Source organism: Flavobacterium sp. GL_143 (assembly GCF_057834355.1).
Map to the genome: position 1 here is coordinate 4,057,732 of NZ_CM174401.1, position 16,458 is coordinate 4,074,189.

The 16,458-nt window shown below is 33.2% G+C and carries 13 protein-coding genes; 8 read left to right on the plus strand and 5 right to left on the minus strand.

Annotated elements, in window-relative coordinates:
• The first annotated feature begins 261 nt into the window (after nucleotides 1–261).
• The 6 genes from AC3IPI_RS17275 (at nucleotide 262) to AC3IPI_RS17300 (ending at nucleotide 6,585) form a co-directional block, all read left to right on the plus strand.
• Nucleotides 262–1,998 (plus strand): sensor histidine kinase, encoded by a 1,737-nt coding sequence (locus AC3IPI_RS17275; protein ID WP_489154429.1) that lies wholly within the window; start codon nucleotides 262–264, stop codon nucleotides 1,996–1,998.
• A gap of 73 nt (nucleotides 1,999–2,071) precedes the next feature.
• Nucleotides 2,072–2,719, plus strand: coding sequence for a response regulator (locus tag AC3IPI_RS17280; protein ID WP_039114701.1), 648 nt, complete (start codon nucleotides 2,072–2,074; stop codon nucleotides 2,717–2,719).
• 529 nt (nucleotides 2,720–3,248) lie between these two features.
• Nucleotides 3,249–4,472 (plus strand): sensor histidine kinase, encoded by a 1,224-nt coding sequence (locus AC3IPI_RS17285; protein ID WP_052259504.1) that lies wholly within the window; start codon nucleotides 3,249–3,251, stop codon nucleotides 4,470–4,472.
• Nucleotides 4,473–4,508: 36 nt separating this feature from the next.
• Nucleotides 4,509–4,880: a YegP family protein gene (locus AC3IPI_RS17290; protein WP_323490353.1), complete on the plus strand. Its 372-nt coding sequence runs from the start codon at nucleotides 4,509–4,511 to the stop codon at nucleotides 4,878–4,880.
• A gap of 250 nt (nucleotides 4,881–5,130) precedes the next feature.
• Nucleotides 5,131–5,430, plus strand: a complete 300-nt coding sequence (locus AC3IPI_RS17295; RefSeq protein WP_489154432.1) for an ArsR/SmtB family transcription factor — start codon at nucleotides 5,131–5,133, stop codon at nucleotides 5,428–5,430.
• Nucleotides 5,431–5,601: 171 nt separating this feature from the next.
• Nucleotides 5,602–6,585, plus strand: coding sequence for an LLM class oxidoreductase (locus AC3IPI_RS17300; protein WP_489154434.1), 984 nt, complete (start codon nucleotides 5,602–5,604; stop codon nucleotides 6,583–6,585).
• Between the two features lie 90 nt (nucleotides 6,586–6,675).
• On the opposite strand, the gene AC3IPI_RS17305 is transcribed toward AC3IPI_RS17300, so the two are convergent.
• The 5 genes from AC3IPI_RS17305 to AC3IPI_RS17325 all read right to left on the minus strand — a co-directional run bounded on the left by AC3IPI_RS17305 (nucleotide 6,676) and on the right by AC3IPI_RS17325 (nucleotide 11,195).
• The gene (locus tag AC3IPI_RS17305) at nucleotides 6,676–6,852 is read right to left on the minus strand and encodes a histone H1 (protein ID WP_035625350.1); all 177 of its coding nucleotides are present in this window, start codon (nucleotides 6,850–6,852) and stop codon (nucleotides 6,676–6,678) included.
• 366 nt (nucleotides 6,853–7,218) lie between these two features.
• Complete coding sequence (locus tag AC3IPI_RS17310) at nucleotides 7,219–7,575, minus strand: putative quinol monooxygenase (protein ID WP_039114696.1); 357 nt, start codon at nucleotides 7,573–7,575, stop codon at nucleotides 7,219–7,221.
• Nucleotides 7,576–7,626: 51 nt separating this feature from the next.
• Nucleotides 7,627–8,856, minus strand: a complete 1,230-nt coding sequence (locus AC3IPI_RS17315; protein WP_489154437.1) for a ferritin-like domain-containing protein — start codon at nucleotides 8,854–8,856, stop codon at nucleotides 7,627–7,629.
• A 7-nt stretch (nucleotides 8,857–8,863) separates the two neighbouring features.
• Nucleotides 8,864–10,750, minus strand: coding sequence for a GMC family oxidoreductase (locus AC3IPI_RS17320; protein WP_489154439.1), 1,887 nt, complete (start codon nucleotides 10,748–10,750; stop codon nucleotides 8,864–8,866).
• Complete coding sequence (locus tag AC3IPI_RS17325) at nucleotides 10,740–11,195, minus strand: hypothetical protein (protein ID WP_039114692.1); 456 nt, start codon at nucleotides 11,193–11,195, stop codon at nucleotides 10,740–10,742. Before AC3IPI_RS17325 ends, AC3IPI_RS17320 begins: the two co-directional genes overlap by 11 nt.
• Nucleotides 11,196–11,615: 420 nt before the next feature.
• Here AC3IPI_RS17325 and AC3IPI_RS17330 point away from each other — a divergent pair, with 420 nt between their 5' ends.
• A complete protein-coding gene (locus AC3IPI_RS17330) occupies nucleotides 11,616–11,993 on the plus strand; it encodes a hypothetical protein (protein ID WP_489154441.1) in 378 nt (125 codons plus the stop codon).
• A gap of 85 nt (nucleotides 11,994–12,078) precedes the next feature.
• Nucleotides 12,079–16,458: a CusA/CzcA family heavy metal efflux RND transporter gene (locus AC3IPI_RS17335; protein WP_489154443.1), complete on the plus strand. Its 4,380-nt coding sequence runs from the start codon at nucleotides 12,079–12,081 to the stop codon at nucleotides 16,456–16,458.

Sequence of the window (16,458 nt, forward strand, 5' to 3'; positions counted from 1 at the left end):
GACTTCCCCAAATCTCTTTTAAATGCGTGTTCTTGTTTTAGTTTAGTATTAATTTTTTTTCAAAAAAAACATTGACACCAATTAAACCTATTTTATCTTTAATTGGTAACACAGATTTTAATATTTTAAAAACAATAACTATTTAAAAAATGTAGTACATATACTACTTCATAACCTATATCAAAGCAGTTATTATGAGTTAATATTTTTATTAGTTCATTTTTTAACCTTAATACAGTATAAATTTTGACTAAAGAGAACTTGACAAAAAATACATTTGGTTTTACAAAACTAAAATTCGAACATAGAAAAGTAATTCATTATACTTTGCTGGCATTTGTAATCCTTTTACAAATCATGGCAGTTATAATATGGTATAACGAATCGACTAATGAAGCCAAAGTATCTAAGATTTTTGATTCGATAAACTATTTAGGTAGTGTAAAACAACTTACGAACGAGGTTAATGATTCGTTTATTAATTCCCAAAAACACTATAATAATTATATAAGTAATAAAGACGAAGCCTCTTTAAAAGAATACGCTGAATCAATAAATAAGACTGGTGAATTGGTTGATAAACTAAGCGCTGTTACTGCAAATAATCAGGAATTTAAACAATTGTTAATGGAGAAAAGCAAGTCCGAATCGGATGTTCTGGCTTTGCGATCTACCATTGACTCCATTATTGCGCTTCAAACGAATCCAAATAACAAAGAAGCAGCTAGTTTATTAGACTTTAAAAAGTTTGAATACAAGAAAATCCTGGATAGTATTAAAACGGATTCTTATATGAAAATTGATAGCGTATCCAAAAAAGGTCTTTTCTCGAGATTAGGAGATGCGCTCGCTGGCAAAATGGATATTCAGAAAGAGCAATTAAAGATTGTTGTAACTATGAAATACAATGATAAACTTATTTCTGGTAGTATCGAGGATCAAATAAAAAATGTATTTGTAACGACCAATAAATACTATGAAAACCAGTTTAATAATTTAAAGAAATCATTTTCAAGTTTAAGAGATCAAGATTTAAAATTGACTGAGCTTAATAGCAAATTATTAAATTTAAGCGCTACAATATTACCTAACTATACAAATCCTATTAATACGCTACAGGCCGATTCTCAGAAAAAATTGCAGGATCAGTACAAATCAAATATAACGGTTAGGAATTATACATTATTGATATTAATAATTGTGATGCTTATCGTTTCAATCATACTTTTTAGTTTTACCAGAATGGCTTTTGAGTATGAAAAAAGATTAACAATCGCACAGAATCAAATACGCCAGAGTTTAAACTTTAAGAATAGAATCATGGGAATGATTAGCCATGAGATAAGATCACCTTTAAGTATAATTTCTATGTATAGTAAGAAGATCAGTTCTTCTATAAAAGATGTTGAAATAAAGAACACGTTCAAATCGATTCAGTTTACGACTAATTCTTTGATTTTATTATCGAATCAGATTTTAGAATATTCAAAAGAAGAAAATCATGAGCTTAAGCTAAAGAATAAAAACTTTCATTTAAAATCAGAAATAAATCAAATTATCGATTCTTTGTCTTCACTGGTAGAAAGCAAAGGAAATAAGATTAAGTTAAATTCTAATTTAAATTCCGATTACGAAGTGTACTCTGATGCTACAAAAATTCATCAGCTTTTTTACAACATCGTAGGTAATGCAAATAAGTTTACTGAAAACGGACTCATATCTATAGGGATTGATCTTGATAATAGTTCGGATTATGAGTATAATTTAAAAATAGAAATTCAGGATAATGGAGCAGGGATTCCAGAGCATGATTTAAAAAATATTTTCGAATTATATTACCAAGGAGCTGTATCTAACAAAATCAATGATTTAGGAGTAGGTTTAGGTCTTAATTTATGCAAAGAAATAGTCGAATTGTTTGATGGAGAAATCAAAATTGAAAGCGAAGAAGGAAAAGGCACAAAAGTTGTATTTAATTTGATATTAAGCCCAGTTTAAAATAAAACAGAATAAATACAGTTTTCGTATTTTAGAAGTATAAACGGGTTTATAATAATTTAATTTATAAACAATGAATTCATCAAATAGTTATAGTTTTTTAATTGCCGACGACCATGTCGTAGTACGTCAAGGGGTGACTTTAATTGTTAAAGAACTATTCTTGAACGCTATGGTTTATAAGGCAGCTACTTTTAACGATACTTTTAAAATATTAAAAGAGGTTAAAATAGATTTATTGATTTTGGATGTAAACTTCCCAGATGGTAATAGCTTGAATATATTGGCAGAAATTAAGGCAATTCAGCCAGAGGTCAAAATATTAATATTCTCGGCTCTAGAGGAGAATATTTATGCCATGCGATATTTAAATGCTGGGGCATCGGGATATTTAACCAAAGAAAGTTCTGAAGACGAAATGAAATTGGCGATAAATACAATGATTTCTTCAGGGAAATACATGACCCAGAATATTAAAGACAGAATTCTGGATTCTTATATTACTAAGAAACCAACAAATCCATTAGAAGTATTATCGAATAGAGAAATGGAAGTAGCGCGTTTATTTGTTAAAGGCTACGGTAATCTGGAAATTCTGGAAATTTTAAAAATAAAGAAAACTACTGTGAGTACTTATAAAAATAGGATTTTCGAAAAACTGGAGGTAGATAATCTAGCCGAACTAATAAAGCTTTTTCATCTCTATTATGATGAGAAATAAATAGAAGCATAAGTACTATTCTCTTATTAAGTACAAATATTTTAAAAAGCGGAGCCATTTAAGCTCCGCTTTTTTTGTCTTAAAAAATAAAGAATACAAAGCTTAGCGAACTCCGCGATTTTATAGAATCTTACTTATAAAAAATTTGTGTGTTTTGCGGTAAAAAAAACTATGATCTAGCTTAGAGTTAACCGCAAAGAGCGCAAAGTATCGTGTGTAAATGGATGGATTGTATTTTGTATGTGTTTCAATTGGTGTAGAGACGCACCGCAGTGCGTCTGCGTAATCTGCATCTATAATCTGTTTTTTAGTATGCTGAATTAACCGCAATTAGAGAAAGGCTCGCAAAGCTTCATCAATAGTTTTGCGAGCCTTTGTGTTTAATGCCCATAATCATGTAGTACAAGTTCTATATAAAGTGGTACGATGTACTATAAACTATTGATTTCATTGCTAGTATCTTTGTGAAGGACATTAAGAGATAATTTCTTTTTTGTTTTATTGTCGATGAATTTAGTAGCGAAGAGATATGATGTTTGATATTTACAATAAGGATGGTTATAGAGCTATGAATAGCTTCCCTTCAAAATTTCGTGAGGACGGAAACCGTATGTTTTATAGTAAGGTTTCGAATATAAAAGAGTTGAGAGCTCAGGAATTGAAATTCAAAGTACTGGAAGAAAGATTTCAATTTGCTCTGGAAGCTTCAAACACGGGTGTTTGGGATTGGGATTTAAAAACGAATACTGTTTATTATTCGTCACAATCTTTTAAAATCCTGGAAATAAATTCTACTGATATTTTTGATAATCCAGAACGTTGGGATGAAATTGTACATCCAGATGATCTGGAAGAATATTACGCTACTATAAATGAGCATTTTGATAATAAGACTCCGTTTTATGAAAATTTTCATAGAGTATTAACCTCTAGCGGAAAATACAAATGGATTTTAGATAGAGGAGAAGTTATAGAGCGTGATTATAAAGGAAAGCCATTAAGAGTAATAGGTACTCATACTGATATTACTACTCAGAAAGAAAAAGAATTGGAGTTGGTAAAAACAATGAAGCTATACAGTGAAAAGAATAGCCAGTTATTGAACTTTTCTCATATAGTGGCACACAATTTAAACTCGCATGCAGGGAATTTAAAATTGCTTTTGGATATGATCGATGCCGAAAATAAAGGCATGGAAAACAGTGAAGCATTTAGTTATTTAAGAACCGTATCGAATGATTTGAATAATACAATTGCCGATTTATCTCAAATTGTAAATATTCAGAATAACCAAAATATTATTGTAAAGCCATTAAACTTAAATTCATATTTAAAAAAAGTGCTAGATATTGTAAGTGCATACAAATACAAAAATTTTGGTACAATTATAAATAACATCCCAGAAGAAGCTACAATTAATTTTAATCCGGCTTATCTGGAAAGCGTCTTATTGAATTTTTGCACCAATGCTATTAAGTATGCTGATCCGGAAAGAGCTTTAATAATTGAGTTTAATTTCTTTATAGAAAATGGCAAAAAAACATTTACTATAACTGATAATGGTTTGGGAATAGATTTAAAAAAACACGGGGATTTGTTGTTTGACATGTATAAAACATTCCATAAACATGAAGATGCACACGGAATAGGTTTGTATATAACAAAAAACCAGATTGAATCAATGAATGGAGCTGTAAACGTCGCAAGTGAAGTTGGGGTGGGAAGTACGTTTACAGTGACATTCAATGATTAAAAAGAATAGAATATATAATAGATAATAGTTTTAAAAATGGAGAAATTTGTAATTACAAAAAATACAAATGATGAGTTTCAGTTTGAATTTATAAATAAAGAAGGAGAGATACTTTTAAGAAGCAGCGGATACACAAGAAAATTTATGTGCGAGAAAGGAATTGAATCTGTAAAAACAAATTCACAAGACAGCACAAAGTTTTACAAAAAAACAATTTCAGATAATAAGGTTTATTTCAACTTAAAGGCCTTTAACGGAAAAATTATCGGAATGAGTAAAATGTACGAAAATAGAATTTCGCGTGATCAGGGAATTGAATTTTTAAAAGAAAAAGCACTTCATGCAATTACAGAAGATCAATCAAAATTATCAGAAAAAAATGTGAATTCTGAATCGATAGCATGCTGATTTAAAATAGAATAAACATAGTTACTTGTAGTAAAAAAGAAAGTCCTCCAGAATTTAATTTTTGAGGGCTTTTGGTTTATAATATTGCAAATCTCGCTTTGATTTAATGACTAATAAAAAGTTAGCAAAACAGATAAAAGGGACTCTAAATTGTTACAGGAATAAAATATGATATAGATTTTGGGTTAATTTTTTTGATAGTGAAAGTATTTATTTGTTCCTTTGTATCGATAATTATAGATATCTAGATATGATTGAATTGTTTAAAATGTTGTCTAATGAGCATCGTATACTCATTTTATCATGGTTAAAGGATCCGCATGCCCATTTTGAAATTGAGGATATAGAACCAGAGGTAAAGGATTATGGGGTATGTATGAGTGTTATACAAAAAAAAGCAGGTATTTCTCAATCTACAACATCATCGTATCTATCGTCAATGGTTAGTGCTGGCTTACTAAAATCAGTGAGAGAAGGGCAATGGACTTACTACAAACGTAATGAAGAAAAAATCCAGGAATTAGGAGATTACATTAAACAAGCCTTATAATTTTTATAATAACTAAAAGAATATTTAAGATGTTGATATAAAATAACAGAGGAAAGAACTTATAAGTTCTTTTTTTTAAACTATAGAATATCTATAATTCTAGATATCTAATAATATAAGAATATTGAAAATAACTTTGCAAAAGCTCACAAACATTAAAATTACATTAATATGGAAAATTCAATAAGAACTTTCGAAAATCACAAAGCATTCAACCGTATTTATGCTCCAAACAAATTAACAATAGGTCTTTTTTTGCCACTAGATCTTTATACAGGAGATCTTACAATCTTTAATAATCACACTAGCTATATCAAACAAATTGACGAAAAGAATTTTGGCGCTATCTGGGTACGAGATATTCCATTGTTTGATCCTAGTTTTGGCGATGCTGGTCAGGTATATGATGCATTTACTTATCTCTCATACCTTGCGGGACAAACCAAAAATGTAGCTTTAGGTACAGGAAGTATCGTATTGCCTTTTTGGCATCCAATCGCTTTAGCTAAAATTACTGCATCTTTGGATCAATTATCAAATAACAGGTTAATCCTCGGAGTTGGTTCTGGTGATCGTGCTGCCGAATTTCCTGCATTCGGACTGCCTTTTGAAAAACGTGGGGAACGTTTTAGGCAAATATCACAAGAATTCCGTCAAATAAGCCAAGAATCATTCCCTAAAATAAATTCTGAATTAACTTATCTAAATGGGGTAGATCTGCTTCCTAAACCTGTGGCAAAATCCATTCCGGCTCTTGTTACTGGATCAAGTCAGCAATCATTAGAATGGATAGCAAATAATAGCGATGGCTGGATTACATATCCAGGAGCTACAGCTCATAAAAATGATACGATTCGCTTGGGCGAAAAAATAAATGCTTGGAGAGACCTTATTCCGAACCAGCAATTCAAACCACATATGACTAACGAATGGATTGAGTTGGATGAAGATCCATATTTCCCCAGAACACCACTAAGAGGAGGATTTGTACTAAAAACAGGAAGATTAGGACTTATCGATTTATTATCAGAATGGCAAGAAGCTGGTGTAAATCATGCAGCATTAGGTATTCAGTTCAGTAAACGACCAATACCAGAAATTATTGATGAACTGGCAGAGGAAGTTCTGCCTCACTTTCCATCACAAAATAGTTAAATATTAATAGAATATAATTACAGTGTTGTAGTAAAAAAAGAAAGCCCTCCAGAATCAAATTCAGGAGGGCTTTTTAACTTGAGAATAAATTTATTTTTTAGATTCTTCTACAGAAACTTTTCTAAATTCTTTTAATAATTTCTCTAATTCTAAAGTTGATTTACGAGCTCTTGGTCCAGCTGCTTTCACACCTTTGTCCATTAAAGACTCATATTCATTTTTGAATGTTTCGAATTCTGTCGTGATTTTGGCGAATAAGTCGTTCATGATAATGCTTTTATTTAATTAAGGCGCAAAAGTAAAATTTTGTTCGTAAGTACTAAATAATTTGCTGTTAAAATCATTATTTTTTTTCAAAGCACACAATCCTAATGTTTTAGGGACTTTAAAACATAATAATAGCTTAAAATTACACTAAAAACGAAGGTTTTTTTCAATTAATAGGGTGATTTTTTTTACAAAAAAAGGTCAGGAATCATCTAATTATGTCAGCCAATAGGCTGTACAGCACATTTGAATGTTTTTTGCTAAATGATTTTTTCACGTTCATTTCTATTCCTGCAACAATTCCAGACTTTACGGCACCTCTACAGCATACTCAAAAGGGATTAATCTCATTGGTAGATTATGAGTTTAAAAAGCTTTTCGGCTAAATCCCTCAATCTGGGTCAAGACTTCTGTAATCATAAATACTCGTTCATTAAAATCATTTAAGAATAAGCCGCCGTATGTCTTTACAAATTCTTTAAATATTGGTCCTTCTACATGTTTAAAAAAAGCATCTTGATTTTCGTAGATTTCCCAGAATACAACTTCGCCAGCAGGAGGCGTGGGTAAACTTTTTTCATTAAAATTAGGAATATGTACCATATACAATAATGTTTCGGGTTCTTTTTCATTTACATCCTGAGCAAGTTTTTTTAAAGCTGCAGTTGCTTTAACTTCATTTCCAGGTAAAATGGTCCATTTTGCGATTAGGGGATAATACATAATTGGTTTGTATTTAGTTTATAGATGAATTAAAATATTAGTTTAAAGAGATTATACTTCTACGTATTCAAATGTTGGTCCTGCACATTCTCCATTTGCTAATGGAATATTTAATAATTCCAGCGCTTTATATTTAAGGTCATACATTACAGCAATACCTTTAATTAGTAAGTCGGGATGACCGCTTACAGCATCGTTTATATTATTGAGCAGCGTTACATATACTTTATTAAAATCTATGGCTTTTTGTAATAGTTCGGGATTGTCCTTATAATCTTTCATTTTAGGATTTGCTTTCATATTATAAACCGATGACCAACTTACGGTAAACGGGCGGCCTGTAGGTACGCTTCTTACTGGCATCTGAAAATTAGTATCATTGGCACTATACATACGCCCATAACTTATTTCCTGAAACTTAAAGTAATGTGCATATTCAATATCTTCTCCAAACATTACATGATCTGTAGCAATAGTTCCGTCTATACCTTCGCCTTGACCAACGATTTCATCAATGGCTTCTTCAGCCTCTTCATAGTTTGTAACTTTTGTAATCTTACCACCACTACCATAATAATGCTCAGGAGTTATCTGGCGTTTAGGATCACCTTTAAATATTTTGCCTTCCGATTCTCGGTTCAGGTGTTCTAAACCATATCGTATGGCTTCATAAAATTGTCCTATACTATCAAAATTCTTTGTAATTGGCGCATTAGGATCCGATGGTCTTTCGATTGTAGAAAATTCTTCTAATGCTTCTTTAGAAAATTTAAGCAAGTGTACTTTAAACGCTGGCGCTCCTTCGGGAACAACTGGTCGAATATCTCCGGGCAAAAAAGTAGGGTAGGAAGGGATGATATCTTTTACATTAAAAAGTTTTTCACCTTTTTTTATACTTTTAGGATCAGTGATTGCATTAAGAATATTAGATACTAATATCATGTGCAACATTTCCTCTACAACTACGCTTCTTATTAGCGCAGCAGCCTCGACATTGCTACCCTCTTTTATGGTATAAAGTCCACATAGATAAGGTGGTATTGTCGAAAGTTCTAGTTGTAATGCAGTCCTAAGGCATCGCTGAAGATGTTTTATATCCTTGATATAGTTCATGACATCATCCTGAGACATTTTTAGCTGAACAGGAAGATCTTTAATTTGCAAAGCGTCGCCTTGCAGAGCAATCGAGTTTGCGATTTCTTGTGGCGTGTCTAAATGGGTGAGAGGCTTGATTAGTTTCTGACGCTTCGGATTATTTTTTTGAAAGAAATTATTTTCCATGATTTAATTATTGTTCAAGTTGTTTAAGAATAGCTTCTGCGGCTTTAAAAGTCAGGGCAGACATTGTTAGAGTAGGGTTGGAGGTGCCTAGAGTAGGCATATTGCCACAGCCCACAAGAAAAAGGTTTTCATGATCCCAGGTACGCATATCTGTATCTACTACAGAGTCTTGCTTAGTAAATCCCATGCGGTGTGTTCCTACAATATGTCCTGCACCTGCAAAACTGTATCCTTTGCCTTTATAGGTTACATAATCAGGGTCTTCTCCGGGTTTGTACTCTGTAAAATCTTTAATACCACATTGATCAAACAATTGCTCAGAAACAATTCCTGATGCCTCAAAAGCTTTTAGCATATACTCCGTTGCGTTATAATGAATAACAGGCCTGTAATTATCGATATTATCCTTGTATGCAGGATCAATAGTTACACGATTGTTTGGGTCGGGAGCTTGCTCGCATTCAAAGTGAGTAAAGAATTGTCGTGTAACACGATCTTCGATTCTATCACGTAGTTTTTTACCAAATACACCTTCGCTAACAGCCTCACTTACATCTGATCCCGGAGAAAATGTAGGCCATGCCCAACCCCAGTTATCCAATGGTAATATCCATGCAGCATGGTCTTTACGAAATTCTCCATCACGAAATGTTGGAATATTGGTAGTAGAACCTGGACCACGATACGGATAAATAGGTTCTTTGGCAAGTCCCCATCTTAATACCGTCATGTGATCCATTAAGTTACGACCTACCTGATCACTACTATTGGCAGCACCAGAAGCAAGTAGTAATTTGGCGTTTTCTATAGCACTAGCAGCCATTACATATATTGTTCCTTTAGCAGTAAATGTTTCGTATTTACTTGAGTTACCGTTTACATATTTTTTATATTCTACACCGTTTATCCAGTTAGAAGTTTCGTTTATTAATAATCGGGATGCTACAGCCTGTGTTTTTATGGAGAGATTTCCCATATCACACTTTCTAAGCGTTTTTAATGCGTTATACTTAGCTTGTACAGGACAAATAGGAACGCAGCTTGCATTACCTTCGCAACGCTGCCCAGTATAAGGATCCCAGTTTGACCCCACAGGATTATAATCTACTTTTGATTTAGTTCGGATTATATCCAGTTTCTTTGTACCCGGATTCCAAGCTACTCCATCAATATCATAATCTGTATTAGGAATAGAATTCCGACCTTGTGGCGTACTAATGCAATACAGTTTGTATGCTTTATCATTAAGTATAATTTTACTGTTTTTGTCTATTACATCAGTCATTACTTTATCGAGATAACTTATCGGGATACCTTTCATAGGAAGTACGTAATCCTTATTATAGATACTTTTTTGCTCAATAGGATAGTTTTGATCCTTTACATCTCCAGAAACACCAATTTCATTTTCGGCCATTTCGTAGTAACGGTTCATATCTTCATATTTAATAGGCCAATCTACAGCAACACCATATTTTGATTTCATTTTAAAATCATTCGGTAACATTCGGAGTGTTGTACCTAACCAGTGTAAGGTCGTACCACCAGGAGCACGGGTACAATCGCTTGCAAAAGGTAATGGTCCCATTTGTACTAAATACCCATTAGTAGACGGCTTGTTTTTTTGCATCACCTGTAAGTCGAGTACATTTATAGATTGTGCATCTTTTACATCGGGATAAGGTGAGTTTGGTACTTTTGCGGAAGCAGTATAAAAAGTAGTAAGATAGTCTTGATAATTTTTGTAATTAGCTTCCTGATCCATAGCTATACCTGCTGTTAATCCAGCTTCGAGCATCAATACTTTTTTTCCTGCATTGGTGAGCAATTTTGCCACTATTGATCCAGCTATTCCAGATCCAACAATTACCACATCATAAGTATTATTTTCCATTTGAAACTTTTTTAGCAGTTGATTGTTTAACTGAAAGAGGAAGATCTGACCATGAACCATACCCAGGTTGTTTGGCTCCAGGCGGGTGTGCATGTATCGCATCCCACATTAAGCCTTGTATGTATGAAGCTGATGATACTACATTCCCGTTCCAATTTCCTGTATACCAAAGAACAATTATACTTTGAGCTAGATTGCCATAAGAAGATGTAGGCATAAACTGTGTAGCCAGTGCATGTTCGATAACTTTTGGGTTCTGTTTAGAATCGATGAGTAGTTTGTTAAAATCGATAAAGAAGTAATCAACGTCTTCTTTATTTATATTTTTAAGAATGGTATTATAATAACTTTCCTGCATTCCAGTAGACTTAAGTTCTGTTTTACTAAAACCGGTAAGTAATGCCGAAGCTTCTAAAAAAAGTTTAGAATAGGGGATAGGTTCCATAAGATTGGTTTGGGGGATTTAGGTGTTAATTAATAATTTAGGTTTCTATTACATTATTTTTTTGATTTTTACTTACGTAGAATGATTATAATTAACTGATAATCAATACGTTTGTCTAGCTAAAGTATATAAAGGAGATAGTGTAGCAATACGTGTTTTTACCTGTTTTTTTTAAATAGCTACTTTATTGATACAGCAATAATTAGCTTTAAGAGTTGTCTTATTAACAGGTTGCTAGGTTTTATCTTATATTTATTTATAATAAACGAAAAGTGCTTATTAATTGAAAATAGTTTAATGTTTTGCTCGTATTAATGAAATAAAATAAATTGCATTTTGCTTCTCTCTTTAAATCAATAAAAATGGCTTAGACCCAATTTAAAATTGGGATTGTTTTGCCATAAAAAGTAAATTTGTGAAGTGCGAAAAGTTATTCCTTACATATTCATCTTCTTAATAGCGACTAACATTGGCTTCTTTCAGCAATTTTATAAATTGCCTGTATTACTTGAGCACTTTAAGGAACATCAGCAAATAGGAAATGTAAGTTTTATTGATTTTTTGGCCATGCATTATTGGGGCGATGATCTAAATGATAATGATGGTGATCGCGATATGCAACTTCCTTTTAAAAATATAAGTGGTTATTCATTACAGCTTGTATTTATACCTACAGATAAACACACCATTTATATACCTTTTAATACCGGACTAAAAGAGTCTGCTATTATTCCTTATACATCCAACCTGTATTCTAACCCTGCCTTATTTTCGGTATTTAGACCTCCTATAGCATAATTTAATTTTTCAAATTTTTTATTGTAGTTAAGACATTTATAGGTCTCAGCTATAGCATTATTATATCTAAAAATTAAATCAAATTATGCTTAATAAGATAATACAATTCTCAGTTAAGAATAAACTGGTAATTGGCGTCTTTACATTGCTATGGATTATTTATGGCGTGTATGAAGTTAGTCGTTTACCAATAGATGCTGTACCAGACATCACAAACAATCAGGTACAAATTATTACAACCGCTCCATCCTTAGGAGCCGAAGATGTAGAACGTCTTATAACATTCCCGATAGAACAGGCGATAAGTAATATTCCGCAGCTTAAAGAAAGTCGTAGTATTTCGCGTTTTGGACTTTCATTAATAACAATTGTTTTTGATGATGATACAGATGTGTATTGGGCGCGTCAGCAGGTTGCCGAACGTTTGCAAAAAGTAGAAATAGACAAAAATGCCAGTAAACCCGAAATGGCTCCTGCAACAACAGGATTGGGCGAAATATACCAATATGTTGTAAAACCACAACCAGGTTACGAAGCCAAGTATTCTCTTGAGGATTTGCGAACAATCCAAGATTGGACAATTCGAAGACAACTTTTAGGAACTCCCGGAATTGCCGATGTAGCTACTTTTGGAGGAAAATTAAAACAATATGAAATTGCCGTAAACCCTGCACGATTAAAAGCCCAAAGTCTTACTATTAAAGAGGTTTTTACAGCCTTAAGTAGTAATAATGAGAATACAGGAGGAGCTTATATCGAGAAAGGTCCAACAGTACTATATATCCGTAGCGTTGGTCTTACCAAGAATATAAGTGATATCCAGAATATTATTGTAAAAAATACCCAAGCAGGAACACCAATTCTTATAAAAGATATTGCCGATGTAAAAATGTCTTCGGCGATACGTTATGGAGCTTTAACCACAGATGATCTGGGAGAATCTGTAGGTGGAATTGTTATGATGCTTAAAGGCGAAAACGCAAATAATGTTATTGTAGATGTAAAAAAACGTGTTGCCGAAATTGAAAAGATTTTGCCAGAAGGTTTAAAAATAGAACCTTTTCTAGACCGTACCAAAATGGTTGATAACGCTATTGGTACAGTTCAAAAAAATCTTATTGAAGGCGCATTGATTGTTGTTTTGGTATTGGTGCTGTTTTTAGGTAATCTGCGTGCAGGATTTATTGTAGCATCGGTGATACCATTAGCAATGTTATTTGCTATTATCATGATGAATACCTTTGGCGTAAGCGGAAATTTAATGAGTCTTGGCGCTCTTGATTTTGGTTTAATAGTCGATGGTGCTGTAATTATAGTCGAGGCCATATTACACCATATGCACAGCACTAAAAAGTATAAAAATGTCGATAGTGTCTCGCAACCAGAAATGGACAAAGAAGTTGCTAGTTCGGCAGGGCGTATGATGAATGCGGCAGTATTTGGACAAATAATTATACTTATAGTATATCTTCCTATATTATCATTAGAGGGAATAGAAGGTAAAATGTTTAAACCAATGGCACAAACCGTTGCTTTTGCCATTTTAGGAGCATTTATCTTATCGCTTACCTATGTGCCAATGGTTAGTTCTTTATTTATAAGTAAAAAAGTAAACCATAAACCTAATCTTTCCGACCGAATTATGGCAAGGTTAGAATCGTATTATGAAAACTGGCTAACTAAAGCTTTACGAGTAAGAAAATCTATCGTTATCTCGGCATTTGTTTTATTTGGTATCGCAATGTTTTTGTTTACACGAATGGGTGGTGAGTTTATACCACAACTAGAAGAAGGAGATTTTGCTGTAGAAACACGTTTACTACTAGGAACAAATTTATCGACAACTACAGAAACAATTCAGAAAATTTCGGCTGCTCTTAAAAGCAACTATCCCGAAGTTGAAAAAGTAGTATCGAGAATTGGTAGTGCCGAGATTCCTACGGATCCAATGCCTATAGAAGGTGGGGATATGATTATTGTTTTAAAAGATAAATCGGAGTGGACAAGTGCTTCATCTTTCCCAGAACTGGCAGATAAAATGACCGAAACAGTAAAACAAGTTGCTCCCGGAGTTACGACTGGTTTTCAATTTCCAGTTCAAATGCGTTTTAACGAACTTATGACTGGTGCAAAACAAGATGTTGTATGTAAAATTTATGGAGAAGATCTTGATAAACTTGCTGAATATGCCGAGAAATTAGGCAATATTGGTAAAACTGTAGAAGGGGCGACAGATCTATATGTTGAGAAAGTGACAGGAATGCCACAAATCGTTATAGATTATGATTGGGCTGAAATGGCTAAATACGGAATCTATGTTTCTGACATTAACCAAACCGTAAATGCAGCTTTTGCAGGTGCAGTAGCTGGTAGTATTTATGAAGGTGAAAAACGATTTGATATGGTTGTTAGGGTAGAAGCTAGCGGACGAAAAGATATATCTGATGTACGTAATCTTTTAATCGCAACACCATCAGGAATGCAAATTCCGCTTTATCAAGTTGCATCGGTGAAAGAAGTTGAAGGTCCAAACCAAATACAACGAGAAGACGCTAAAAGAAGAATCATTGTTGGTTTTAATGTTAGAGGTCGGGATGTAGAATCGATTGTAGAAGAATTACAGAAAAAGGTAAATGCGCAAATAAAATTTGATCCAGGGTATTACATTACTTACGGAGGAACATTTGAAAACTTACAACAAGCAAAATCTCGCCTTGGTGTAGCTGTACCAGCTGCATTATTTATGATTCTGGCATTGCTATATTTTGCATTTAGATCTCTTAAAGAAGGAATTATAATTTTTACAGCAATTCCTTTATCGGCAATTGGTGGAGTATTTGGACTTGCATTGCGTGATATGCCTTTTAGTATATCTGCAGGAGTTGGTTTCATTGCATTATTTGGAGTAGCCGTACTTAACGGAATTGTTTTAATATCGGAGTTTAACCGAATACAGAAGCTAGGCGAAATCACTGATCCGTTTCAAATTATCATTACAGGAACAAAAAACAGGTTGCGTCCCGTATTAATGACAGCCGCTGTAGCATCTTTAGGCTTCTTGCCAATGGCTTTAAGTAATGGTGCAGGTGCAGAGGTTCAACGTCCACTTGCAACAGTAGTTATAGGAGGATTAATAACGGCAACTTTACTTACGTTGTTCGTGCTTCCGTCTATTTATTTAATGACATATCATACCAAAGTATTTACCAAAAAAATGAAGAAACATAAAATCGATAAATTGACATTATTACTTGTTGCTTTATTAATTACAGCTTCGGTTCAGGCACAACAACGACCGATATCTCTTGATGAATCATTGTCTATTGCGATTCAGAATAACAAAAGAGTGAAATCGGCACAACTGAACGAAAAATCAAAAGAACAACTCCAAAAATCGGCTTTTGATATCCCGAAAACAGCTTTGGATGCAGATTATGGGCAGTTTAACAGTGGTCTTAACGACACTCGTTTCGGCATTAGCCAAACATTTGCTTTCCCAACCGTTTATAGCAATCAGAAAAAGGCTTTAAAAGAAGGGTATAATGCTGCCAAGGCTGAATCTCAGTTAACGGCACAACAAATAAAATCGAATGTGAGGAATCTCTTTTATTCTTATATCTGGCTAAATAGTAAAAAAGAACTATTGGCTTACGCCGATTCTATTTACAGATTAATGGAGCAAAAATCGGATTTGCGTTATAGAGCCGGAGAAACAAATGTGCTTGAAAAAAGCGCATCTCAATCGGCAAGACAATTCTATACCAACCAGCTTACAATGGTAAACAGAGATATAGATATAACAATACGATCTTTTAATGCTGTTCTTCAGGATAGTATAATTCATGTTCCAACAGCAACTAATATCAAGAATGAATTTAATGTTTCGTTAAACGAAAAATCAAATTCGGCAGAGTTGCCACAAATAAAACTGGCCAATCATATTGCCGAAACTGCAAAATGGAAATGGAAAACAGAACAAGCTAAGATGCTACCAGATATTACATTGGGATATAATAATTTGAGTATAATAGGTGCTCAAACCAATGATGCTGGGCAAGAAGTATATTATGATAGCAGTCATAGATTTAGTTATGTAAATCTGGGATTATCTATTCCGTTGTTTTATACAAGTCAATCAGCACGAAATAAAGCTGCTAAAACAGAATACGAAACGTATAAAACAATGGCAGAAGCAGCAAAAATTGAAGTGAAAACGGATATTTCGAATGCTATAAGTGAGGTAGAGAAGTATAAAGAAAGTCTTAATTATTATGAGAATGATGGGCTTAAAAATGCATCGACTATAATTGATGCTGCCAATAGTCAGTTAGAAAATGGAGATATTGATTATCTACAATGGGTATTGGTGGTAAACCAAGCAATTACAATAAAAAGTGAATATCTAGACAGGATTAATGATTATAATAAAGCCATAATTAATCTGCAAACCATTAATAATTTATAA